At 60.5% G+C, this 24,131-nt stretch carries 21 protein-coding genes; 15 read left to right on the top strand and 6 right to left on the bottom strand.

Going from position 1 to position 24,131, the window contains the following annotated elements; translation table 11 throughout:
- Both ACMXYJ_RS13150 and ACMXYJ_RS13155 read right to left on the bottom strand, forming a co-directional pair.
- Complete coding sequence (locus tag ACMXYJ_RS13150; RefSeq protein WP_415760160.1) at positions 1-843, bottom strand: NAD-dependent protein deacetylase; 843 nt, start codon at positions 841-843, stop codon at positions 1-3.
- A gap of 148 nt (positions 844-991) precedes the next feature.
- The gene (locus ACMXYJ_RS13155; protein ID WP_415760161.1) at positions 992-2,038 is read right to left on the bottom strand and encodes a class I SAM-dependent methyltransferase; all 1,047 of its coding nucleotides are present in this window, start codon (positions 2,036-2,038) and stop codon (positions 992-994) included.
- A gap of 428 nt (positions 2,039-2,466) precedes the next feature.
- Between ACMXYJ_RS13155 and ACMXYJ_RS13160 the strand changes: the two genes are divergently transcribed.
- The 3 genes from ACMXYJ_RS13160 (at position 2,467) to ACMXYJ_RS13170 (ending at position 5,533) form a co-directional block, all read left to right on the top strand.
- Positions 2,467-3,801 (top strand): acetamidase/formamidase family protein, encoded by a 1,335-nt coding sequence (locus ACMXYJ_RS13160; RefSeq protein ID WP_415760162.1) that lies wholly within the window; start codon positions 2,467-2,469, stop codon positions 3,799-3,801.
- 144 nt (positions 3,802-3,945) lie between these two features.
- Positions 3,946-4,785 (top strand): HvfB family MNIO-type RiPP peptide maturase, encoded by an 840-nt coding sequence (locus tag ACMXYJ_RS13165; RefSeq protein WP_415760163.1) that lies wholly within the window; start codon positions 3,946-3,948, stop codon positions 4,783-4,785.
- On the top strand, positions 4,778-5,533 hold the full coding sequence (locus ACMXYJ_RS13170; RefSeq protein WP_415760164.1) for an HvfC family RiPP maturation protein: 756 nt from the start codon (positions 4,778-4,780) through the stop codon (positions 5,531-5,533). Before ACMXYJ_RS13165 ends, ACMXYJ_RS13170 begins: the two co-directional genes overlap by 8 nt.
- Before the next feature lie 50 nt (positions 5,534-5,583).
- On the opposite strand, the gene ACMXYJ_RS13175 is transcribed toward ACMXYJ_RS13170, so the two are convergent.
- The gene (locus ACMXYJ_RS13175; protein WP_415760165.1) at positions 5,584-6,978 is read right to left on the bottom strand and encodes a sensor histidine kinase; all 1,395 of its coding nucleotides are present in this window, start codon (positions 6,976-6,978) and stop codon (positions 5,584-5,586) included.
- A complete protein-coding gene (locus tag ACMXYJ_RS13180) occupies positions 6,956-7,639 on the bottom strand; it encodes a response regulator transcription factor (RefSeq protein ID WP_415760166.1) in 684 nt (227 codons plus the stop codon). The genes ACMXYJ_RS13175 and ACMXYJ_RS13180 overlap by 23 nt, the downstream gene beginning before the upstream one ends.
- Before the next feature lie 176 nt (positions 7,640-7,815).
- Between ACMXYJ_RS13180 and ACMXYJ_RS13185 the strand changes: the two genes are divergently transcribed.
- A complete protein-coding gene (locus tag ACMXYJ_RS13185) occupies positions 7,816-8,124 on the top strand; it encodes a hypothetical protein (RefSeq protein ID WP_415760719.1) in 309 nt (102 codons plus the stop codon).
- 187 nt (positions 8,125-8,311) lie between these two features.
- Positions 8,312-9,250: a hypothetical protein gene (locus ACMXYJ_RS13190; RefSeq protein ID WP_415760167.1), complete on the top strand. Its 939-nt coding sequence runs from the start codon at positions 8,312-8,314 to the stop codon at positions 9,248-9,250.
- Positions 9,251-9,571: 321 nt separating this feature from the next.
- On the opposite strand, the gene ACMXYJ_RS13195 is transcribed toward ACMXYJ_RS13190, so the two are convergent.
- Both ACMXYJ_RS13195 and ACMXYJ_RS13200 read right to left on the bottom strand, forming a co-directional pair.
- On the bottom strand, positions 9,572-10,183 hold the full coding sequence (locus ACMXYJ_RS13195; RefSeq protein WP_415760168.1) for a glutathione S-transferase: 612 nt from the start codon (positions 10,181-10,183) through the stop codon (positions 9,572-9,574).
- Positions 10,184-10,260: 77 nt separating this feature from the next.
- Positions 10,261-11,181, bottom strand: a complete 921-nt coding sequence (locus tag ACMXYJ_RS13200) for a MurR/RpiR family transcriptional regulator (RefSeq protein ID WP_033057626.1) — start codon at positions 11,179-11,181, stop codon at positions 10,261-10,263.
- 311 nt (positions 11,182-11,492) lie between these two features.
- On the opposite strand from ACMXYJ_RS13200, the gene ACMXYJ_RS13205 reads away from it, so the two are divergent.
- The 10 genes from ACMXYJ_RS13205 to ACMXYJ_RS13250 all read left to right on the top strand — a co-directional run bounded on the left by ACMXYJ_RS13205 (position 11,493) and on the right by ACMXYJ_RS13250 (position 24,131).
- Positions 11,493-13,430, top strand: a complete 1,938-nt coding sequence (locus ACMXYJ_RS13205; protein WP_415760169.1) for a bifunctional 5-dehydro-2-deoxygluconokinase/5-dehydro-2-deoxyphosphogluconate aldolase — start codon at positions 11,493-11,495, stop codon at positions 13,428-13,430.
- A gap of 160 nt (positions 13,431-13,590) precedes the next feature.
- A complete protein-coding gene (gene iolE / locus ACMXYJ_RS13210) occupies positions 13,591-14,484 on the top strand; it encodes a myo-inosose-2 dehydratase (RefSeq protein WP_415760170.1) in 894 nt (297 codons plus the stop codon).
- Positions 14,481-15,290, top strand: coding sequence for a 5-deoxy-glucuronate isomerase (iolB, locus tag ACMXYJ_RS13215; protein ID WP_033057630.1), 810 nt, complete (start codon positions 14,481-14,483; stop codon positions 15,288-15,290). Before iolE ends, iolB begins: the two co-directional genes overlap by 4 nt.
- 44 nt (positions 15,291-15,334) lie before the next feature.
- A complete protein-coding gene (locus ACMXYJ_RS13220; RefSeq protein WP_415760171.1) occupies positions 15,335-16,837 on the top strand; it encodes a CoA-acylating methylmalonate-semialdehyde dehydrogenase in 1,503 nt (500 codons plus the stop codon).
- Positions 16,838-16,862: 25 nt separating this feature from the next.
- A complete protein-coding gene (locus ACMXYJ_RS13225) occupies positions 16,863-17,684 on the top strand; it encodes a TIM barrel protein (protein WP_415760172.1) in 822 nt (273 codons plus the stop codon).
- Between the two features lie 185 nt (positions 17,685-17,869).
- Positions 17,870-19,801, top strand: a complete 1,932-nt coding sequence (iolD, locus tag ACMXYJ_RS13230) for a 3D-(3,5/4)-trihydroxycyclohexane-1,2-dione acylhydrolase (decyclizing) (protein WP_415760173.1) — start codon at positions 17,870-17,872, stop codon at positions 19,799-19,801.
- A 42-nt stretch (positions 19,802-19,843) separates the two neighbouring features.
- Positions 19,844-20,854, top strand: coding sequence for a Gfo/Idh/MocA family protein (locus tag ACMXYJ_RS13235; RefSeq protein ID WP_415760174.1), 1,011 nt, complete (start codon positions 19,844-19,846; stop codon positions 20,852-20,854).
- 145 nt (positions 20,855-20,999) lie between these two features.
- Positions 21,000-21,860, top strand: a complete 861-nt coding sequence (locus ACMXYJ_RS13240; protein ID WP_415760175.1) for a sugar phosphate isomerase/epimerase family protein — start codon at positions 21,000-21,002, stop codon at positions 21,858-21,860.
- A 135-nt stretch (positions 21,861-21,995) separates the two neighbouring features.
- Positions 21,996-23,048 (top strand): Gfo/Idh/MocA family protein, encoded by a 1,053-nt coding sequence (locus tag ACMXYJ_RS13245; RefSeq protein WP_415760176.1) that lies wholly within the window; start codon positions 21,996-21,998, stop codon positions 23,046-23,048.
- Positions 23,049-23,204: 156 nt separating this feature from the next.
- A complete protein-coding gene (locus ACMXYJ_RS13250) occupies positions 23,205-24,131 on the top strand; it encodes a sugar ABC transporter substrate-binding protein (RefSeq protein WP_415760177.1) in 927 nt (308 codons plus the stop codon).

Raw genomic sequence — 24,131 nt, forward strand, 5'->3', positions numbered from 1 at the left:
CTACGTCGTCAGGTGCTGGGCCAGTAAGGGCAAAAGCTGCTCGCATGAAGCCTCTATTTTCAAATCAAGGAGGTCATCCGCCCGAGTCTTCCCCAAATTAATCGCAATCAACGGCTTCCCCTGATCCGCTACCGCCCGGCATAACCGAAACGCCGAATACGCCATCAACGAAGACCCCACCACCAGCAACCCCGCAGCCTTTTCGACCGCCGCCATCGCTTTGGCCGCCGTCACCTGCGCCACGTTCTCGCCAAAAAACACCACATCCGGCTTCATCCGTTCACCTGCGCAATGCGGGCAATGCGGTACCTGAAACCGCGCCTCAAACGCTGCATCCAGCAGCGTGTCACCGTCCGGGGCTTGCACGGCATCCACGCCGGCCAGATACGGATTCTGCGCTTCCATCAATTGCTGGATCGAATCCCGTCCGCTGCGGTTTCCGCAGTCCAGGCACAACACCCGGTGCAGGCTGCCGTGAAGTTCGATGACGTCATGGCTGCCGGCCTGGTCGTGCAGGGTGTCGACGTTTTGAGTGATCAGCCCGCTGATCTGCTGCGAACTTTGCAAACTGGCCAAGGCCTCGTGAGCCACGTTCGGCTGAGCCTGGCGCACCCGCGGCCAACCGAGCATCGCCCGTGCCCAATAGCGGCGCCGGGATTCGGGGGCGGAGAGGAATTCCTGATACATCATCGGTTGTCGGCCACGCCGCACGCCCTGGTTATCGCGGTAGTCCGGAATGCCCGACGGGGTGCTGATGCCGGCGCCGGTCAGGACCACAAACGGCTGGTCCGTCATTAGCTGCTGAAGGCGGTCGAGTTGTTCGCGGATGAGGCTGTCGAGCATGTTCAACACTCCGGTGGACCTTTAGGAGCTGCCGCAGGCTGCGATCTTTTGATCTTGATTTGACGATACTCAAATCGCTGAAGATCAAAAGATCGCAGCCTGCGGCAGCTCCTACAGTAAGCAGTCACCCGTCAGCGGTCAGCAATATTTACTTACGCGCCTCCAGAATCAGGTTGAACGGTGTTTCCGTGGCCCGCCGGAACGTCTTGAATCCCGCCTCGGTGAAGACCTTGCGCAGCCGGGCCTCGCCAGCCTGGGCGCCGAGGCCGAGGCCGACTTCCTGGGACAGCGAGTTCGGGGTGCAGATGAAAGTCGAGGCGGCGTAGAACAAGCGGCCAACCGGGTTGACGTTGTCGTCGAGCGAGTCATTGGCGAACGGTTCTACCAGCAGCACCGTGCCGTCCGGTTTCAGTGCGTCATAAGCGTGCCGCGCCGCGCCCACCGGGTCGCCCATGTCGTGCAGGCAGTCGAAATAGCAAACCAGATCATAGTCATCGCCGGGGAAGCTTTTTGCCGTGCCCTGGAAGAACCGCGCACGCCCGGCCACGCCACCTTCTTCAGCGCGCTGGGTGGCGACGGTGACGGAGGGGGCGTGGTAGTCGAAACCGACGAACCGCGAATCCGGAAACGACTGGGCCATGATCACGGTGGATGCGCCGTGGCCGCAGCCGATATCCGCCACTTTGGCGCCAGCCTCCAGTTTGGCGACCACGCCTTCGAGCGCCGGCAGCCATTCAGCGACCAGATGCGCTTTATAACCTGGCCGGAAAAACCGCTCCGTGCCGCTGAACATGCACGGATGGTGATCGCCCCAGGCGAGGGCACCGTCGCCGCGCATGGCGCTGACCAGTTTGTCTTTGTCATGGAAAAACGATGCGACCACCCCGACGCCACCCGCGATATAGACCGGTGAGTCTTCGATCGCCAATGCCATGGCCTGCTCTTCGGGCAGCCGGAACTGGCCGTCGCGGTGTTCCATGTAACCGGAAGCGGCGTGGGCGCTGAGCCATTCGCGTAGCAGGCGGGGGTTGCAGCCGGTTTTGTCAGCGAGGGCTTCAGGGGTGACTGGCTGACTGTCGGCCATGGCCCGGTACAGTCCGAGCTCTTCGCCGAGGATGACGTTGGCGAGCATCGCCGCGCCGCCCATGTCGTTCACCAGTTTGCCCATGAAATCATTGAGTCTGGCCTCGTCCATCACGTGTGCTCCTTCAGCAGGATCACAGTCCAGAGGCCTTGTTTTTCGAGGCGTTCACCTCTGAACGGTGGTCGTGGGAATGGACAGGACGATAAGCACGCCCTGCGTGCACTAAGTTTAGTCCGGGGGCCGTGCACTGCGGCCTGGAGCGACGAAAGTTACATTTTACTGACTGACACCGGCCCCCTGTGGGAGCGAGCCTGCTCGCGATGGCGGTGGGCCAGGCAACATCCTTGTCGACTGAAAAACCGCTATCGCGAGCAGGCTCGCTCCCACAAGGGATTTGTGGCGTGTATTGCACTGTATCTAACCGGCCTCCCGATACAGTGCCCGCTAACTCAGGGGCACTGCCGAACACAGGCGAGATACAAACCTGCGATGAACTGCGTAGGCCATTTGGCACCCTATACACCGTGAAGGGGACAACAATGACTACGCTCCTGCCTGAAACCGACTTGAAACCCACACCCGTCAATCGCCTGCGCGTCGACCAATACACCAGCGGCATCCTCGGCCCAAGCCAGCCGATGCTCGGGCCACTGGCCGACGGCGGCACCCTGATCACCGGCACACCGCCGGGCTGTTGGGGGCCGATGATCACGCCGGCCTTCGAGGGTGGCCACGAAGTGACGCAACCGGTGGCCATCGCCGGTGCGGAAATCGGCGACGCGGTGGCGATCAAGATCAAAAGCATGCGCGTCACCTCGCTGGCCACTTCGTCCGGGGTGATGAAGTTCGTTGAAGGCCGCTACAACGGTGATCCGTTTGTTTCCAAATTCTGCGCCAAGTGCGGCACCGAACACCCGGCCAGCCATGTCGAAGGCATCGGCGAGGACGCGATTCGCTGTAACACCTGTGGCGCCGAGGTCAGCGCGTTTCGCTTCAGCCACGGCTACGTGATCGTGTTCGATGCGCAGAATCAGGTCAGCCTGACCGTCAATCAGGACATCGCCAATCAACTGGCCGGTAACGCAGCCGAGATGTCGGCGCTGCCGGAATTCGCCGCGCAGCATTCGATCCTTTCCCTGGCGCGCGCCGACATTCCCGGTGTGGCGGCGCACATGCGGCCGTTCCTCGGCAACATCGGCACCACGCCGTCCCGTGATTTGCCCGACTCCCACAACTGCGCCGATTTCGGCCAGTACCTGATCGGTGCGCCGCACCGTTTCGGCATGACCCGCGAAGAACTGCACGCGGCCAAGACTGACGGTCACATGGACACCAACTCGATCCGCGAGGGCTGCGTGTTGATCTGCCCGGTCAAGGTGTCAGGCGCCGGTGTGTACATGGGCGACATGCACGCCCAGCAGGGCAACGGCGAGATCGCCGGGCATGCCACCGACTGCTCCGGGGAAACCGAAGTGGTGGTGGAAGTGGTGAAGAACCTGACGCTGGAAGGGCCGATCCTGCTGCAAAACCTCGACGACTTGCCGCCCATGGCCCGGCCGATGAATGCCCAGCAGCGGCAGAAAGTCCGCGAGCTGGGCGAGCGCTGGGGCCAGCACGAGATCGAGCAGAGCGGGCCGATCACCTTTATCGGCAGCGGCGAGAACCTCAACGTCGCGGTGGAGAACGGCTTGAAACGCGCCGCCTCGGTCACCGGTTTGCCATACGACGAAGTGCTCAACCGCGCGACCATCACCGGCTCGATCGACATCAGCCGCTTGCCGGGCACCGTGCGCGTGACGTTCCTGTGCCCGATGACCGTGCTGGATCGCATCGGCATTGGCCATCTGGTGCGCGAGAAGTACGACCTGGCGTAACGCGCAACGGCGGGTCTGTACCGCAGTGTGTACAGACCCGCTGGCGATACAACCGCCGCGATTTTCTGCCGGGACGGAACACAGACCCGATACACCCTTTCGGTTAACTGTGGTTCCGTCCTGACAATCATTGAGATCGACATCATGCAAACTCCCACCCTCTCAGCGAAGGCGACCGTCGGGCTCGGTTTGCGTCGCGGTTTAATGAAAGACCTTCAGGCTGCCCGTGTGGGCGATTTCGATTTTCTGGAAGTCGCGCCGGAGAACTGGATCGGTATCGGCGGCGCTCATGGTCATGCATTACGAGCCCTGGCCGAGCGTTATCCGTTGTCCTGTCATGGCTTGTCCCTGTCATTGGGCGGTCCGGCCCCGCTGGACGTTGGGTTTCTGCAGGAAGTCCGGGTTTTCCTCGATCAATACAAGGTGCCGCTGTACAGCGAACACTTGAGCTACTGCAGCGATGACGGTCACCTTTACGACCTGCTGCCGTTGCCCTTTACCGAAGAAGCGGTGCATCACGTCGCCGCGCGGATTCGCCAGGCCCAGGACATTCTTGGTCGGCGCCTGGCGGTGGAAAACGTCTCCTACTACGCCGCGCCACAGCAAGACATGGACGAGGTGACCTTCACCAACGCAGTGCTGCGCGAAGCCGATTGCGACCTGTTGCTGGACGTCAACAATGTCTACGTCAACTCGATCAATCACGGTTTCGATCCGCAGACCTTTCTGGCTGGCATCGATTCGGGCCGGGTGGTGGCCATGCACGTAGCCGGGCATTTCGATGAGTCCGACATCTTGAAAATCGACACCCACGGCGCTTCGGTCAAACCGGTGGTCTGGTCGTTGCTGGCTGAGGCTTACGCCCGGTTCGGCGCGCAGCCGACGCTGCTGGAACGGGATTTCAACTTTCCGGCATTTTCCGAACTGCTGGCCGAATTGCAGACCATTCGCCGCCTGCAAGCCGAGGGGGTGAACCGTGGATAAACCGAGCCTGTTTCAGCAGCAAAACACCCTGGGCCTTTACCTGCGCGATCCTGATCATTGCGCGCCACCGGCCGGGATGGACGTGACACGGGCGCAGGTTTACCGCGACCTGATTTTCGCGAACCTGTCATCGTTGCTCAGCGGGACCTTTCCGGTGCTGATCAAGATTCTCGGCGATGAACACTGGCGTTCACTGGTACGGATTTTCCTGCGCGACTACCGCGCGCACACGCCGAAATTCGGCGAGATCGCCAAGGAGTTTGTCGAGTTCCTGGCTTCGGAACCGCAAGCGTTGAGCGAAGGGGCGTGGCCGCCGTTCATGGTGGAGCTGGCGCATTACGAGTGGGTCGAGATGGCGTTGCAGCAGTCCGAGGCCGAACCGTTGCCGCTGAGCGATGCCGGGTTGTTGCTGGACCGACCGTTGCAGGTGTCGCCGCTGGCCTGGCCGCTGGCGTATGCCTGGCCGGTGCAGTGGGTGGGGCCGGATTATCAACCGCAGACGACGCCGGCTCAGCCGACATTGTTGCTGGTGCGTCGGGCTGAGGACTGGTGTGTGAAGTTTTCCGAGCTGAGCCCGCTAGCGTGGCGGTTGTTGCAGCGGATTGAGGAATTTCCTCAACTGGATGGTCGTGAGCAGCTGGAAGGGTTGGCGGTGGAGGCGGGGATGGCTGGGTCGCCGGAGTTTATGGACAGTGGCGCGGTGTTGTTGCGGCAGATGCATGAAGAAGGGGTGGTGGGCTTCGCATGATCGTTCCCACGCGGAGCGTGGGAACGATCAACGCCTCGACGTGAGAACGATCAATCGGGGGGAATCAAACTCTGCCGGCAGTCGAGCACTAACCGTGCACCGCCGAGTTCACTCGTACCGACTTCAAGCGTAAACCCATGCAAGCTCACAATCGCCGCAACGATCGACAGCCCCAGCCCAAACCCGCTTTTCTGATTACCACCATCGGCACGATAAAACCGCTGGAACACTGCCTCCCGCTCTGCCTCCGGAATCCCGGACCCCGAGTCGAGCACTTCGATCCGCGTATGTCCCCCTTCATTGATCCCACGCAAAATCACCTCACCACCCGACGGCGTGAACTTGATCGAGTTGCTCAGCAGGTTCGCCACCGCTTCGAATAGCAACGCGCGGTCGCCATTCAGTGGCGGCAAGACGTCAGGCAATTGCAGCTTGAAAACCAGTTCGCCTTCTTCCGCCAGCGGCAGATAAAAGTCATGCAGTTCCTGCAACAACGGCACCGGATCCAGCTGCACAAAACCTGAACGCCGCTGACGATCTTCCAGCTCGGAAATCCGCAGCAGCCCTCGAAAACGCGCCATCAAGGTGTCCGCTTCACCGAGCACTGAGTCCAGTTGCACCGCCAGCGTCGAACCTTCATCAGCCTGTTGCTGAATCCGGTACAGCTGCGCCCGCAGGCGCGTCAGCGGTGTGCGCAGGTCGTGGGCGATGTTGTCGCAAACGCCTTTGACCTCGTTCATCAAGCGTTCGATACGCTCGAGCATGGCGTTGACGATGGCGGCGAGCATGTCCAGCTCATCGCGGCGATTGGACAATGGCAGGCGGCGGGTCAGGTCGCCGGCGACGATGGCCTCGGCGCTGGCCTGGATAGCACGAATCCGCCGCAAGGGGCGGCGGCGCAACAGGTGCCAACCAGCGATACCGGGCAAGATGGTCAGCGTCACCCCCCAGAGCAATGCGTGAAGAATGATCCGGGTCACGGCAAACAACGAGCCGTTATCCCGCACCAGCACGAGCCAGCGACCGTCCTTGGTCTGGGTCGCAACCGCGTCGCAGCTGTCGGCGGGCAGGCTTGGGTCGTCAGAATCGGCGCAGTCGCCGAGCATGTGAATCTTGCCATCGAGCGGCAGGCCTTTGGGCATATGACGCAGCGCACCGCTGAGGTAGCGGTGCTGAGCATCGAACAGGCCATAAGCGTCGATGCCGCGAATGTCGAAGGTCATGCTGACGGCGAGGGCGTCCGCCAATTGTTCGCCCTGAAAGTGCGAAAACAAATGCTGACGTTGCATCAGCGAGTGTTTGGCCAGGTTGTCCAGGTAAGCGGAAACCTCGTAGTACATGACCCCCATGAGAATCCCGCTCCAGAGCACGAACAGCGAACTGTAGAGCGCCAGCAGTCGGCTGCTGGAGGAACGCCAGCCTTTAGAGGGGTTCAGCAATGACATAACCCGAGCCTCGCACGGTCCGAATCAGTGGGACATTGCCAGGCGGGTCGATCTTCTTGCGCAGCCGGCCGATGTGCACGTCGATCAGGTTGGTGCCGGGGTCGAAGTGGTAACCCCAGACCTCTTCGAAAATCATCATCCGCGACAGAATCTGCCCGGTGTTGCGCATCAGGAATTCAAGCAACTTGTACTCGGTGGGCAACAGCGTCAGCAGCTGACCGTCGCGGCTGGCTTCATGGCTGATCAGGTTCAGTTCCAGATCCGCCACCCGCAACGTGGTGGCCTGGGCGCTCACGGTGTTCTGCCGGCGCAGCAGGACTTCAACCCTGGCGGCCATTTCATCGGTGGCGAACGGTTTGGTCAGGTAATCGTCACCGCCTGCGCGCAAGCCGCGCACACGCTCATCGACGTCGGAGAGGGCGCTGATCATCAGGATCGGCGTGGCCACGCCCATGGTCCGCAGCGTGGTGACAATCGCCAGACCATCGAGCTCGGGCAGCATGCGGTCGAGTGTGATCAAGTCGTAATTGCCGCTGACCGCGCGCGCCAGACCTTCGCGGCCGTTGTCGACCCAATCCACGTCGAGGCCGTGGCTGCTCAGTTCGGCGACGATTTCCCGGGCGGTCACGGCGTCGTCTTCGATGGTCAAGATGCGGGGCATAGGGCGGGCCTGATAGTCAGTTCATGGCGAAGGTGTGGGCATTTTGCCAAGAAACGTCGGCGACTTTTTAAATTAACTTTCATGTTGCTTCATGAGCCTGCCCGGAACATTGATATCATTCGGCCATAACTCTAATAGGAAGCTGGACTGTGCGCACTTTGATTCGTCGTGGCTGGATGCCGATTGTCCTGTTGCTGCTCTGCGTTACCGGCGGATCCGCCTGGGCGGGCAATACACCGTGCTCGGGAAAAAAAGGCGGTATCGATCGCTGCGATGGCGATCTGTTCCTGTGTAACGATGGCTCCATCAGTGGCTCGAAGAAAAGTTGCTCGGCGATGTATGGCGGCACCAGCCAGGCTCGCCCGCAAATGCTGTTGCAGAGCGCCGATGGTTGCGCATGCGGCACCGGTACGTTCTGCACGGGACCTAGAGGCGGGGTGTATTGCCTCACGCCCAGCGGTAACAAGAGTTACAAGCGCAAGTAGCTCGTATGCAATGCATAAAACCCGCCGCTACAGACAGTTCCTTGCAAATTGCATGGCCATAGGAAGTTCAAACTTTCTAAATCACTGAAATTCCTAGATTTATTTAAAGTTGGCGACTGGCACGGTGACTGCACTTCCTCCGTTGAAGAGTTGTAACACCATCTTTCCTGCCAGGAGCGATATAACAATGAATAGATCCTCTGATGGTTTCTATCCTGCCTTCGAAGAAACGAGCACGCTCTCTGGCGTGTCCTGGGGGGCGATCTTCGCGGGGGCCGCTGCAGCGGCGGCGTTGTCGTTGATTCTCGTGCTGCTCGGCTTTGGCCTGGGTTTTTCGGCGGTATCGCCGTGGGCCAATGAAGGGGTGAGCGCCAAGGGCCTGGGCATTTCAACGATTGTCTGGCTGGCGGCTACGCAAATCGTGGCGTCCGGGCTTGGCGGTTACATCGCCGGTCGGCTGCGGGTGAAATGGGCGTACATGCACGGTGATGAAGTTTACTTCCGTGACACCGCCCATGGCTTTCTGGCCTGGTGCGTGGCAACGCTGGTGACGGCGACGCTGGTGGTCGGCTCGGTCAGCAGCATTGTCAGCGGTGGCGTGCAGGCCGGGGCGAGCGTGGTTGGCGGCGCCGCGACTGCCGCGACTCAAGCAGCCGGTGCGGCTGCCGGCAACACTGACAGTGACCCGTACGGTTACTTCGTCGACAGTCTGTTCCGCGATGATCGTCCGGCGGCGGTCAGTGATGACGCCGTTCGTGGCACCGTGACGCGCATCTTTGTGCGCAGCCTGAGCAACGACGGTCAACTGGCTGCCGAAGATCGCACCTACCTGGCGCAACTGGTCGCCCAACGGACCAACCTCACTCAAGCGGACGCCGAACGTCGCGTTGATGAAGTGTATGCCCGCACGCAAAAAGCCGTGGCCGACGCCAAACTTGCCGCCCAACAAGCTGCCGACACCGCCGCCAAAGTCGCTGCCTGGACTTCGCTGTGGATGTTCATTGCGCTGCTGATCGGTGCGTTTTTCGCCAGCCTCGCGGCAACCTTTGGCGGCCGTCGTCGGGATGCCGTGGTGTATCTGGAATCCGACGCTTACGTGAACACCACTTCACTGCCTGTCCGTTAACCCAGGAGAACTACCATGCGCTCATTACTGCTGTTCTTTCTCGGCGTACCGATCCCGATCATCATCCTGATCGCCCTTTTCATGCACTGACTTACGCTGGGGCACTTGCCTCTGCCGCTTCTGCCTTTGGTGGAAGCGGCGTTTTTGTTTGAGCGGACTGATCTTTAGATTGATGGATTGATGGTGACTGTCAGTCCGCCTTCGCGAGCAGGCTCGCTCCCACAGTAGATCTTCAGTGAGCCCAAAGTTTGTGAGCGACACAGATCAAATGTGGGAGCGAGCCTGCTCGCGATGGGGCCAGATCAGACACAACAAATCTATCTACTCAATTGGTGTACTGAGAAAATCCTCAAGCCCCTCGGCATACGCCGTAAACGCACTGATCTGTGGAAACCGATTCACATCCACCTGATCCGGCACCACCAGGTTGGTGAAACTCCACGCCACCGCCAACGTAATCCCGTCTTGAGCAATCGCCCCGTCAGTCTTCAGCGGCTGCATTTCCAGCTCCCGCTCCAGCGCCGAATAGGCGGCTGCCAATTGTCCTTCGACCCGCTCCACCCACGGTTCAAATTGAATGTGCGCCGGCCGCAGGTTGCGTTCGTAGTAGAGCTGCACAGACTTTTCGCACGCCGCCAGCGCCAGGCCGATCAGGCGCAATGAGCGCAGGCGTTGAGCGAGATCGCTTGGCATCAGACTCTTGCCAGGACCGGCCAAGGCTTCGAGGTAGTCGAGGATCAGCGTCGAGTCGATCAACACCTCGCCGTCGTCGAGCACCAGGGTGGGGGCCTTGACCACCGGGTTGATCTGCTGGAATTGCTCGAAATGCCGAAACACCGAAACCGACTGGTGTTCCAGCGGGATGCCAAGGCGTTTGGCAGAGATGGCGACGCGCCGCACATAGGGTGAATCCAGCATGCCGATCAGCTTCATTGAACCGCTCCTTCAGATGTCCATTTCGGGATGGACAACCTTAGTTTAGCTTCAGCGAGCTGCAAACGGCGTGGGCGCTAATCTTCGAAGCCGACCTGTTCGTGAATCTCATCGACTTTCAATTCCAGCCGATACGCCACGGCGATAAACAGCGCCTGACACAGGCACAGCGTCGCACTCAACGAACGGAAGGCAAACGAACTGCCTTCGTTGACCAGCAACACAGTGTTGGCGCGCTTGGCCAGGGGCGAGAGGTTGCTGTCGGTGATGATCAGGGTTTTCGCCTGATGGTGTTGGGCGATGCGCAGACAGTGCTGGGTTTCCTTGCCATAGGGCGTGAAGCTGATGGCGATCACCAGGTCATTGGCGCGCACGCTGCGCATCTGCTCGCGGTAGCTGCCGCCGAGCCCCGAGACCAGATGGATACGCTTGTTGGTGTGTTGCAGGTTGTAGACCAAGTAGTCGGCTACCGCGAACGAACGGCGCACCCCGACCACGTAGATGTTGTCGGCATTCACCACCAGGTCGACGGCCTTGTCGAAGGCCTGATCATCGAGTTCCAGCCCCAGCCGTTCGATGCCCGACAGGGTCGCATTGATGCACTCGCGCGCCAGGTCGCCGCCGCTGGCCTTCTGCGACTTGTTGGCAATCATGCTGCGAATACGCTGCTGGTAGTTCTGCACCGGCGTGGTCTTGTGGGTGTAGGCCTCGCGGAACAGCGCCTGCATTTCGCTAAAGCCGCTGAAGCCGAAACGCTGGGAAAACCGCACGATTGCCGACGGGTGCACTTCGCACTCGCGGGCGATGTCGCTGATGCGGTCGACCATGATCCGGTCGCTTTGCTGGCTCATGTAACTGGCGATGCGCTTGAGCTGGCGCGGCAGGCTTTCGTATTCGTTGGTGATCAGCTGCAGCAGACGCTCGGCGTTGATCGGGGGGCTGGCGAGATCGCTGTCGGGCGTGCTCTCGGTCGTCGCCGGCTGATCGGTGCGGGTCATAAGGAATCCTTCTGGCTTGTTCTTATAGGGAGGACGGATGGCGTCATCCCCTGACAATAGGTTGGCTGTGCGCAGTCTACAGGGTAGGCCGGAATAAAATCTTGAGCTTGCGGTCAGTACGAGGTGTGCTGAAACGATGCACTGCCACTGAAACGCCTGTACCAACGCTTATTGGAAAAAATATTCTACATAAAAAATATTTAGAATAATTATTGATTGTTCGGTCCCGGACGTTTTAGTCTGCATCCACCAAGAGTGTTCGGCGCGGCCATCGCCCCGAACGCAGGCTGATAAAAATAACAGGAGCCAGCATGGGCCAGACTCGTTTTGCCAGTGGGCGTCAATTGGATCTGATTTGCCTGGGGCGCCTAGGCGTCGACCTCTATGCGCAGCAAGTCGGGGCGCGGTTGGAAGATGTTTCAAGCTTCGCCAAATACCTCGGCGGGTCGTCCGCCAACATCGCCTTCGGCACCGCCCGGCTGGGCCTGAAATCGGCGATGCTGAGCCGGGTAGGGGACGACCACATGGGCCGCTTCCTGGTGGAGTCCCTGACCCGCGAAGGTTGCGATGTCAGCGGCATCAAGGTCGATCCGGAGCGCCTGACCGCCATGGTCCTGCTGGGCCTCAAGGATCGCGAAACCTTTCCTTTGGTCTTCTACCGCGAAAACTGCGCTGACATGGCGCTGCGGGCCGAAGACATCAGCGAAGCCTTCATCGCTTCCAGCAAAGCCTTGCTGATCACCGGCACCCATTTCTCCACCGACGGCGTCTACAAGGCGAGCATCCAGGCGCTGGAGTACGCCGAGAAGCACAACGTCAAACGGGTGCTGGACATCGACTATCGCCCGGTACTCTGGGGGCTGGCCGGCAAGGCCGACGGCGAAACCCGTTTCGTCGCCGACCAGAACGTCAGCCAGCACGTGCAGAAAATCCTCCCGCGTTTCGACCTGATCGTCGGCACGGAAGAAGAATTCCTGATTGCCGGCGGTTCCGAGGATTTACTCACCGCATTGCGCAACGTCCGGCAACTGAGCACGGCGACATTGGTGGTCAAGCTCGGCCCACAGGGCTGCACGGTGATTCACGGAGTGATCCCGGAACGTCTCGAGGACGGCGCCATTTACCCCGGCGTTCGGGTGGAAGTGTTGAATGTGCTGGGCGCCGGCGATGCCTTCATGTCCGGTTTCCTCGCCGGTTGGCTGGAGGATGCGAGCGACGAGCGCTGCTGCCAGTTGGCCAATGCCTGCGGCGGTCTGGTGGTGTCGCGCCATGCCTGTGCGCCGGCCATGCCGACCCGCGCCGAACTCGACTATCTGTTTAACAGCCCGGTGCCGATTACCCGGCCGGATCAGGACGCGGTGTTGCAGCGTCTGCATCAGGTCAGCGTGCCGCGCAAACAGTGGAAGCAGCTGTTCATTTTTGCTTTCGACCATCGCGGGCAACTGGTGGAACTGGCGCACAAGGGCGGTCGCGACCTGAACGCCATCGGCGAACTCAAGCAACTGTTTATCAAGGCTGTGGAACGGGTCGAAGCCGATTTGCGCAAGCAAGGCATCGAGGCCGATGTCGGGCTGCTGGCCGATCAACGTTTCGGCCAAGACTCGCTGAACGCCGCCACCGGTCGCGGCTGGTGGGTGGCGCGTCCGGTGGAAGTGCAGGGTTCGCGGCCATTAGCCTTCGAACATGGGCGCTCCATTGGCAGCAACCTGATCGCCTGGCCGCAGGAACAAATCATCAAGTGCCTGGTGCAATTCCACCCCGACGACGAGCCGCTGCTGCGTCTGGAACAGGAAGCGCAAATCAAGGGTTTGTACCAGGCCTCCCTGGTCAGCGGTCATGAACTGCTGCTGGAAATCATCCCGCCCAAGGATCATCCGTCGCCCCATCCGGACGTGTTGTATCGCGCGCTGAAACGCCTCTACAACCTGGGCATTTACCCGGAGTGGTGGAAGATCGAAGCGCAGAGCGCCGAGGAGTGGAAACAACTCGACGAGCTGATTCAGGAGCGTGATCCGTACTGCCGAGGCGTGGTGTTGCTGGGATTGAATGCACCGGCAGCGGCACTGGCCGAAGGGTTTCAACAGGCCAGCCAGAGCCAGACTTGCCGCGGGTTTGCAGTCGGCCGGACGATTTTCCAGGAGCCGAGCCGCGCGTGGATGGCTGGTGAAATCGACGATGAGGCGCTGATCCGTCAGGTGCAGGGCACGTTCGTCGAACTGATCGATGCCTGGCGCACGGCCCGCGCATGACGCAACACCGCGGGACCCTGTGGGAGCGAGCCTGCTCGCGATAGCGGACTGACAGTCAATATTAAAGTCGCCTGACACACCGCTATCGCGAGCAGGCTCGCTCCCACAGGGGGCCTGCGTCGTTCTTACTGAATTGTGTAAAACAATAAAAGGTGCAGCCATGCCCGCTATTCGAATTGGCATCAACCCGATCTCCTGGAGCAACGACGACCTGCCGTCCCTCGGTGGCGAGACGCCGCTGAGCACCGCCCTGAGTGAAGGCAAGGAAATCGGTTACGAAGGTTTCGAACTCAACGGCAAATTCCCCAAAGACGCCAAGGGTGTCGGCGATGTACTGCGCCCCTATGACTTGGCGCTGGTGTCCGGCTGGTATTCCAGCCGTCTGGCCCGTCGCTCGGTGGCCGAAGAAATCGACGCCATCGGCAGCCATGTCGAGCTGTTGGCGAAAAACGGCGCCAAGGTGCTGGTGTACGGTGAAGTCGCCGACTCCATTCAAGGCCAGCGCATTCCGCTGGTTGAGCGCCCACGTTTCCACACCGAACACTCCTGGCAGGAATACGCCGACAAGCTCACCGAACTGGCACGCTTCACCTTGTCCCAAGGCGTGCGCCTGGCGTATCACCACCATATGGGCGCCTACGTCGAATCCCCGGCAGACATCGACAAGTTGATGGCATTGACCGGCAGCGAAGTCGGTCTGCTGTTCGATTCGGGCCATTGCTACATGGGCGGCGGCGAACCGTTGCAGGTGCTGCGCAAACACATCGAACGCATCTGCCACGTGCATTTCAAGGACGTGCGTAAACCGGTGGTGCAACTGGCCCGCAACAACCTGTGGAGCTTCCCGGACTGCATCATCAACGGCACGTTCACCGTGCCCGGCGATGGCGACATCGATTTCGGCGCCTTGCTCGACGTGCTGCTGGCGGCCGATTACCACGGCTGGCTGGTGGTCGAAGCCGAGCAGGACCCCGCGGTGGCACCGAGTTATGTCTACGCCAAAAAAGGCTACGACACCCTGCGTGCGCTGCTCGACGAGAGGATTGCATTATGAGCCTGCTGGTCAAAAGCAACGCCCGTGGCCGGACCATGGTCGAGCTGGGCAAAGGTGAGCTGGAATACGTCGGCTTCGCCGCTTACCGCTTGAGCCTGGGCGAAACCCTGCCGGTGTCGGCCGGTGATAAAGAACTGTGCCTGGTGCTGCTCAGCGGTCGAGTCAGCATCAAGGGCGAAGCGCCGGGGCAGGGCGCGTTTGACTGGGACAACATCGGTGATCGCCAGTCGGTGTTTGAAGACAAATCCCCCTTCGCCGCGTACTTGCCACCCGGCAGTCAGGCGCAAGTGGTCGCGCTCAGCGATGTGCAAATCGCCGTGTGCGCCGCGCCCGGCTCAACGAGCAACGGCCTCGGCCCACGGCTGATCAAACCCGACAGCATGAAGCGCAGCGTGCGCGGCAAAGGCGCCAACACCCGTTACGTCTGCGACATTCTGCCGGACACCGAGCCGGCCCATTCGCTGCTGGTGGTGGAAGTGCGTACGCCGTCGGGTCACTCCTCGAGCTACCCGCCGCACAAGCACGACACCGACGACCTGCCGCACCAGAGTTTTCTCGAAGAAACCTATTACCACCAGATCAACCCGCCCCAGGGCTTCGTGTTCCAGCGGGTGTACACCGACGATCGCAGCATCGATCAGGCCATGGCCGTGGAAAACAGCGACCTCGTGGTTGTGCCCAAAGGCTATCACCCGGTCAGCGTGCCGTACGGCTACGAGTCGTACTACCTGAACGTGATGGCCGGCCCGAAACGTGTCTGGCAGTTCCATAACGATCCGCAGCACAGCTGGCTGCTGGATCTCTGAACTTAAAAGCCTGAATTCCAACCTCTGCACGGAGAACACGATCAATGAGCAACGCCCCGATCATCGGCCATTACATCCACGGTCAAGTGCAATACAGCAGCAGCGAACGGTTCAGCAATGTCTTCAACCCGGCCACCGGCAGCGTTCAGGCGCGCGTCGGGCTGGCCAGCCAGAAGACTGTCGACGAAGCCGTCGCCTCGGCCCTGAAAGCGTTTCCGGCCTGGTCCGAACAATCGTCCCTGCGCCGTTCGCGGGTGATGTTCAAGTTCAAGGAGTTGCTCGACCAACATCACGATGAGCTGGCAGAAATCATCAGCCGCGAACACGGCAAGGTGTTTTCCGACGCCAAGGGCGAAGTCACCCGGGGCATCGAAATCGTCGAGTACGCCTGCGGTGCGCCGAACCTGCTGAAAACCGAGTTCAGCGACAACATCGGTGGCGGAATCGATAACTGGAACCTGCGTCAGCCGCTGGGTGTGTGTGCCGGCGTGACGCCGTTCAACTTCCCGGTGATGGTGCCGCTGTGGATGATCCCGCTGGCGCTGATCACCGGTAACTGCTTCATCCTCAAGCCGTCCGAGCGCGACCCGTCCGCCAGTTTGCTGATGGCCCGACTGTTGAGCGAAGCCGGTTTGCCGGATGGTGTGTTCAACGTGGTTCAGGGCGACAAGACCGCCGTCGACGCGTTGCTGCAACACCCGGACATCGAGGCGATTTCCTTTGTCGGCTCGACGCCGATTGCCGAGTACATCCACCAGCAAGCCACCTCCCGCGGCAAGCGTGTGCAGGCACTGGGCGGGGCGAAAAATCACATGATCGTCATGCCTGACGCGGATCTGGATCAAGCGGCGGACGCCCTGATCGGTGCCGCTTACGGCTCGGCCGGTGAGCGCTGCATGGCGATTTCGATTGCCGTGGCGGTGGGTGATGTCGGCGACCAGTTGATTGCCAAACTGCTGCCGCGTATCGATCAACTGAAAGTCGGCAACGGCCTGAAGGGCGACAGCGACATGGGGCCGCTGGTGACCGCCGAGCACAAGGCCAAAGTCGAAGGTTTCATCGACGAAGGCGTGGCACAGGGCGCGCAACTGATCGTTGATGGCCGCCACTTCAAGGTGCCGGGCGCCGAGAACGGTTTCTTCGTCGGCGCGACGCTGTTCGACAAGGTCACGACCGAGATGAGCATCTACCAACAGGAAATCTTCGGGCCGGTGCTGGGCATCGTGCGGGTGCCGGATTTCGCCAGCGCCGTCGCGTTGATCAACGCCCACGAGTTCGGCAACGGCGTGTCCTGTTTCACCCGCGACGGCGGCATCGCCCGAGCTTTCGCCCGCACCATCAAGGTGGGCATGGTCGGCATCAACGTGCCGATTCCGGTGCCGATGGCCTGGCACTCTTTCGGCGGCTGGAAGCGCTCACTGTTCGGTGATCACCACGCTTACGGCGAAGAAGGCATCCGCTTCTACAGCCGCTACAAAAGCGTGATGCAGCGCTGGCCTGACAGCATTGCCAAGGGCCCTGAATTCAGCATGCCGACGGCCAACTAATTCACCTGTGCGGAGAACAACAATAATGAGCAAATCCCTGCGTTTCGCCCTGAACCGTATGGTCGCCCCACGTTTGTCCCTGCCCGCGTTCATCGAGTTGGCGGTGACCCTCAAGGCCGACGCCATCGAAATTCGCAACGACCTTAAAGGCGTCGAGATCGAAGACGGCACCGCACCCGAGCGCGTCCGTGAGCTGTGTGCCGCCAAAGACATCACCGTGCTGTCGATCAACGCGCTGTATCCGTTTGATGTGTGGAATGACGAGCACCGTGCACAGTCCTTGAAGCTGGCCGCTTATGCTCGTGATTGCGGCGCTCAAGGGTTGGTCATGTGCCCGCTCAACGACCGTGCCGACCCGCGTAACGAGGCCGCACGCGCTTCAGGTCTGCGCACGGCGTTGACTGAACTGGCGCCGATCCTGCGCGAACACGGCATCCTCGGTTTCATCGAGCCGCTGGGTTTCGAAGAATGCTCGCTGCGCCGCAAGCGCACGGCGGTGGACGCGATCAAGGCCATCGGTGGGCTGGATGTGTTCCGTCTGGTTCACGACACCTTTCACCATCACTTGGCCAGCGAGCATGAGTTCTTCCCCGAGCTGACCGGGCTGGTGCACATCTCCGGTGTCGAGGATGCCGAGGCGCCGTTGGCGAGCATTCGTGACGGGCATCGGGTGCTGGTGGGCGAGGGCGACATCCTTGGCAACGCGGCGCAAATCGACACCTTGCTCAGCAGCGGTTACAGCGGCTACCTGTCGTTCGAACCGTTTGCCGACAGCGTCCATGGCCTGGCGAATATCCAGCAGGCGATCGGCGCGAGCATGGATCACTTGCAAAAATCCCTGGCCTGACACCACTTATGAACTGATGGAGATCAACTGTGGGAGCGGGCTTGCTCGCGAAGAGGGCGGCACATTCAACATTGAAGTCGCCAGACACTCAGCTTTCGCGAGCAAGTCGAATCGTCGCACCGCCACTCCCACAGTGATCGCATTCCACAGCAAGTACCGGATTAGCTTCAAAGGAAGGTGCAAGCATGACTACAACAAGACTGACCATGGCCCAGGCCCTGGTGAAATTCCTCGATAACCAGTACATCGAGGTCGATGGGGTTCAAAGCAAATTCGTCGCCGGGATCTTTACCATTTTCGGCCACGGCAACGTGCTGGGCCTGGGCCAGGCCCTGGAGCAGGACAGCGGCGACCTGATCGTCCATCAGGGTCGCAACGAACAAGGCATGGCCCACGCGGCCATCGGTTTCGCCAAGCAACACTTGCGGCGCAAGATCTACGCCTGCTCCTCATCGGTAGGCCCGGGCGCAGCGAACATGCTGACCGCTGCCGCGACGGCGACGGCCAACCGTATTCCCTTGCTGCTGTTGCCCGGCGACGTTTACGCCTGTCGCCAGCCGGACCCGGTGCTGCAACAGATCGAGCAGTTCCACGACTTGAGCATCAGCACCAACGACGCATTCAAGGCCGTGAGCAAATACTGGGACCGCATCAATCGTCCTGAGCAACTCATGACGGCTGCGATCCACGCCATGCGCGTGCTCACCGACCCTGCCGAAACCGGTGCGGTGACCCTGGCCTTGCCGCAAGACGTGCAAGCCGAGGCCTACGACTACCCCGATTACTTCCTGAAAAAACGCGTGCACCGCATCGAGCGTCGTCCGGCGACTGAAGCGATGCTCGGCGATGCGTTGGCGCTGTTCAAAGGCAAGCGCAAGCCGCTGATCATTTGCGGTGGCGGGGTCAGATACTCCGGTGCCAATGCCGCCTTGCAGGCGTTTGCCGAGCGCTTCGATATTCCCTTCGCCGAAACCCAGGCCGGTAAGAGTGCGGTGGTGTCCAGTCATCCGCTAAACGTTGGCGGGATCGGTGAAACCGGCTGCCTGGCGGCGAATCTGTTGGCCAGGGATGCGGATCTGATCATCGGTGTCGGCACCCGCTACAGCGATTTCACCACCGCGTCGAAATCCCTGTTCCAGCACCCGAACGTGCAATTTCTCAACCTGAACATCAGCCCCTGCGATGCCCTGAAGCTCGATGGCGTGCAACTGCTGGCGGACGCTAAAGTCGGCTTGCAAGCGTTGGCTGAAGCCTTGGGCGATTACCGTTCTGCGTGGGGCGATCAACCGCGACAGGCCAAGGCGCAACTGGACGAGGAAGTCGACCGTATCTATCAGGTCGAATACCAGACCCAGGACTTCATCCCGGAAATCAACGACCACATGGACCCGGCGGTGCTGCGCGAATTCATCGAGCTGACCGGTTCCTGCCTGACCCAGAGCCGCGTGCTCGGCGTGCTCAATGAAACCCTGGCCGATGACGCCGTGATCGTCGCCGCCGCCGGCAGCCTGCCCGGCGACTTGCAGCGCAGCTGGCGCAGCAAGGGGGTGAACACTTATCACGTCGAGTACGGCTATTCCTGCATGGGGTACGAGGTCAACGCCGCACTGGGCGTGAAACTCGCCGAGCCGGATCGTGAGGTCTACGCGCTGGTTGGCGACGGCTCTTACATGATGCTGCATTCCGAACTGGCGACCTCGATTCAGGAGCGCCGCAAGATCAACGTGGTGTTGCTCGACAACATGACCTTCGGTTGCATCAACAACCTGCAGATGGAACACGGCATGGACAGCTTCGGCACCGAGTTCCGGTTCCGCAACCCGGAAACCGGCAAGCTCGACGGTGGTTTCGTGCCGTTGGATTTCGCCATGAGCGCGGCGGCCTATGGCTGCAAAACCTACAAGGTGAACACGGTCGAAGAACTGAAAGCGGCATTGGCCGATGCGCGATTGCAGACCGTGTCGACGCTGATCGACATCAAGGTCTTGCCCAAAACCATGATTCACAAATACCTGTCGTGGTGGCGGGTCGGCGTGGCGCAAGTCTCCACCAGCGCACGCACCGATGCAGTGGCCAAGACCCTGAATGAACGACTGGCGAAGGCCCGTCAGTACTGATTGCCCCTGATACCAACAACAATTTTTCGCAGGAGAATCTTCATGACTTTAAAGATCGGCGTCATCGGTACCGGGGCCATCGGCCAGGATCACATTCGTCGTTGCAGCCAGACCTTGCTCAATAGCCAGGTAGTAGCTGTAACCGACATCAACTTGCAGCAAGCCGCGAAGGTCGTTTCGGACCTGAAGCTGACCGCCGAGGTTTATCCCGACGGCCACGCGCTGATCAAGGCGCCGGAAGTCGAGGCGATTCTCGTTACCTCCTGGGGGCCGAGCCACGAAGAGTTCGTGCTGGCGGCGATTGCGGCGGGTAAGCCGGTGTTCTGCGAGAAGCCGCTGGCGGTCACCGCTGAAGGCTGCCGCAAAATCGTCGAGGCCGAAGTGGCCCACGGCAAACGCTTGGTCCAGGTCGGTTTCATGCGCCCTTATGACGAAGGTTATCGGGCACTCAAAGCGGTGATCGACAGCGGCCAGATCGGCGAGCCGTTGATGTTGCACTGCGCGCACCGCAACCCGACCGTGGGTGAAAACTACAAGACCGACATGGCGATCACCGACACCCTGATCCATGAGCTGGATGTGTTGCGCTGGTTGCTCGATGACGATTACGTGTCGGTGCAAGTGGTGTTCCCGCGCAAGAGCAGCAAGGCCCTCGCCCATTTGAAAGACCCGCAGATCGTGCTGCTGGAAACCGCCAAAGGCACACGCATCGATGTGGAAGTGTTCGTTAACTGCCAATACGGCTACGACATCCAGTGCGAAGTGGTGGGGGAGACCGGCATCGCCAAACTGCCCGAACCGTCGCAGGTTCAGTTGCGCAGCGGGGCGAAGTTGTCCAATGCGATTTTGATGGACTGGAAGGATCGCTTCATCGCGGCATACGACGTCGAGTTGCAGGCGTTCATCGATGGCGTGCGGGCCGGGCAGGTCGGTGGGCCTTCGGCGTGGGATGGCTTCGCCGCTGCCGTCGCAGCAGACGCGTGTATCGAGGCGCAAAACAGCGGGGCAATCGTAAAAGTCGGCCTGCCAGACCGCCCACATTTCTACGGCTAACCCCGATCCAATGTGGGAGCGAGCTTGCTCGCGATAGCGGTGGATCAGTCAGTATCGATGTTGACTGTGCTGACGCCATCGCGAGCAAGCTCGCTCCCACAGGGGGAGTGTCGTGGCTGAGGCATTGGTGATGGAGAACAAGAACATGCGTATCGCACTAGACCCCTACATGTACCGCACCCTGTCCCTGGGCAAGATGGTCGATAAGGTCGCCGAGCTCGGGTACGAACACATCGAACTCTCGCCACGGGAAGATTTCCTGCCGTTCTACAAAGCTCCGCGGGTCGACAAGGCGCGGATCAAGGAGTTTCGCAAAGCCCTGAGCGACACCGGGGTCAAGCTCTCTTCCTTATTACCGATGTACCACTGGGCCGCTGCCGACGAGGGCCTGCGGGTTGCCGCCGTCCGCAACTGGAAGCGGGCGATCCAGATTGCCGTGGAGATGGACTGCGAGCTGGTCAACACCGAGTTCACCGGTCAGTCAGACAACCCGCTGGTGTGCGAGAACCAGTTCATGCGCTCCATGGACGAGCTGATCCCGGAGTTCGAGCGCGAAGGTATCAAGCTGGATATTCAGGCGCATCCTTACGACTTTTGTGAACGCAACAACGAATCGGTGGACATCATTCGCGGTCTGGATCGCGAATGGATCAACTACCTTTACGCGGCGCCGCACACCTTCTTCTATGACGACGGCAAAGGCGATATCGCCTCGATGCTCAAGTATGCCGGGTCGAAGCTCAGCCACCTGATCATCGCCGACACCTACAACCACAAGGCTTCTTCCGGGTTGCGCTACATCGTCAACCCGCCGGGCGTCGTCGCCACCGTGCATCAACATCTGGACATTGGTCAGGGTGAGGTCGATTGGGATGCGTTTTTCGGCACCTTGCGCGAGATTCAGTTCGACGGCATCGCCACGGTCTCGGTGTTTGCCTGGGAAGACCGGCCGGATGAGTCCAATCGCATGATGCTTGAACGCGTGACTCGCGAACTCTGCCGCTAAGACCTCCACAAAACCCTGTGGGAGCGAGCTTGCTCGCGATAGCGGTCTGACAGTCACATAGATGTTGAATGTGGAGCCGCCATCGCGAGCAAGCTCGCTCCCACAGGGGCCGTGTTCTATAAGGAGAATGTTTTCATGCGTATCGGACTTGTCGGTTATGGCCATGGCGGCCGGTTTTTCCATGCTCCGCTGATCAGCAGTTTGCCTGGGGCGAAGTTCGTGGGTGTGGTCACCCGTTCGCCGGAACGCCGACAGTTGCTGGCGGCCGAGCACCCTGGGGTGCCAGCGTTCGACAGCATCGGCCAACTGGTGGAGGCCGGGATCGATGTGTTGGTGGTGTCCACGCCGCTCAAGGGTCGTCCGGCGCTGGTGCTCGATGGCATCGAACACGGGGTGGCGGTGGTCAGCGACAAACCGTTCGCCGCTGATGCGCAGCAAGCCCAAACCCTGATCACCATGGCCGAGCGCCAGGGTGTGCAGCTCAGCGTCTACCAGAACCGGCGCTGGGATTCGGACTTCCTGACCGTTCGCAAACTCATCGAATCCGGTGCGTTGGGCCAGATCACCCGTTTCGAATCGCGGATCGAGCGTTACTCACCGCAGGCGGTGAACAACGGCAGTGGCGGAGGCTTCCTTCGCGACTTGGGCAGCCATCTGGTGGATCAGGCATTGCTGTTGTTCGGCCCGGTGACACGGGTCTACGCCGAACTGGATTACCTGGAAAAAGGCCAGGTCTTCGATAACGGCTTCTTTATGTCCCTGACCCACGCCAGTGGCGTGACCTCACACCTGGGTGGCAGCTGCCTGCAAAACACCCCCGGCCCGCGCTTTCGGGTGACCGGCACCCAAGGTTGCTACAGCGTCGATGGCCTGGACGGGCAAGAAGCATCGGCACTCGCCGGGCTCTCGCCGAAATCCGAAGGTGAACGCTGGGGTGTTGAAGAGCATCGCCGCTGGGGCTGGTTCGAACAGGGCGAAGTGCGCGAACGGGTTCCTTCCGAGCGCGGTTGCTGGAATCAGTTCTATTTACAGCTGCAAGCCGCGTTGCAGAGCGGTGGCCCACTGCCCGTGGATGCCCGTGATGCACTGGCGACCACTCGCGTGCTAGACGCTGCGCGACTGAGCGCCGAGCGGCATCAAGTGGTGGCATTGAGCCCGTTCGAGAGCCATGGAATAAAATCAGAATAAAATTCTAAAATGAGTTGATATAGAAATAATATTCCAATAAAGTCATTTCCAGCGAATTGCCTCTCGCTCGTTTTCAACCCTTTTCCCGCTTGCCTGCTTACTGAAATCGTCACGCCTCATCCATAAAACCAACAAGAATGTGGAGAAAGACTTTTCATGAAGACCAAGATCCGCTTCGCCTCACTTGCCTTGTCCCTGATGTTCGCCAGTGGCGCGGCGCTCGCCGATATGAAGATCGGCGTCAGCATGTCCCAATTCGATGACACCTGGCTGACCTACCTGCGCGAATCCATGGACAAGAAAGCCAAGTCCTATCCCGAGGGCGTGCAGCTGCAATTCGAAGACGCCCGCAGCGACGTGGTCAAGCAGTTGAGCCAGGTCGAAAGCTTCATCAGCCAGAAGGTCGATGCCATCGTGGTCAACCCGGTGGATACCGCCGCCACCCGCAAAATCACCGAAGCCGCCGTCAAGGCCGGCATACCGCTGGTGTACGTCAACCGCCGCCCCGATGACCTGAAGCTGCCCAAAGGCGTGGTCACTGTCGCCTCCAACGATCTGGAGGCCGGTGAAATGCAGATGCAGTACCTGGCCGACAAAATGGGCGGCAAGGGCGACATCGTGATTCTGCTGGGCGACCTCGCGAACAACTCCACCACCAACCGCACCAAGGGCGTCAAAGACGTTCTGGCCAAATACCCGAACATCAAGATCGAACAAGAGCAGACCGGCATCTGGTTGCGGGACAAGGGCATGACCCTGGTCAACGACTGGCTGACCCAGGGCCGCAAGTTTGACGCGATCGTGTCCAACAACGACGAGATGGCGATTGGCGCGGCCATGGCCCTGCAACAGGCGGGCGTCGAAAAGGGTAGCGTGCTGATCGCCGGTGTCGACGGTACGCCCGACGGTTTGAACGCGGTGAAGAAGGGCTCCCTGGCCGTCTCGGTGTTCCAGGACGCCAAGGGTCAGGCGGACGGTTCGATCGACACCGCTGTGAAAATGGCCAAAAACGAGCCGGTTGAACAGGCCGTGTGGGTGCCATACCGCTTGATCACCCCGCAAAACGTCGACACGTTCAAATAG

The sequence above is a fragment of the Pseudomonas arabinosi genome (genome assembly GCF_047758675.1).
Taxonomy (GTDB): domain Bacteria; phylum Pseudomonadota; class Gammaproteobacteria; order Pseudomonadales; family Pseudomonadaceae; genus Aquipseudomonas; species Aquipseudomonas arabinosi.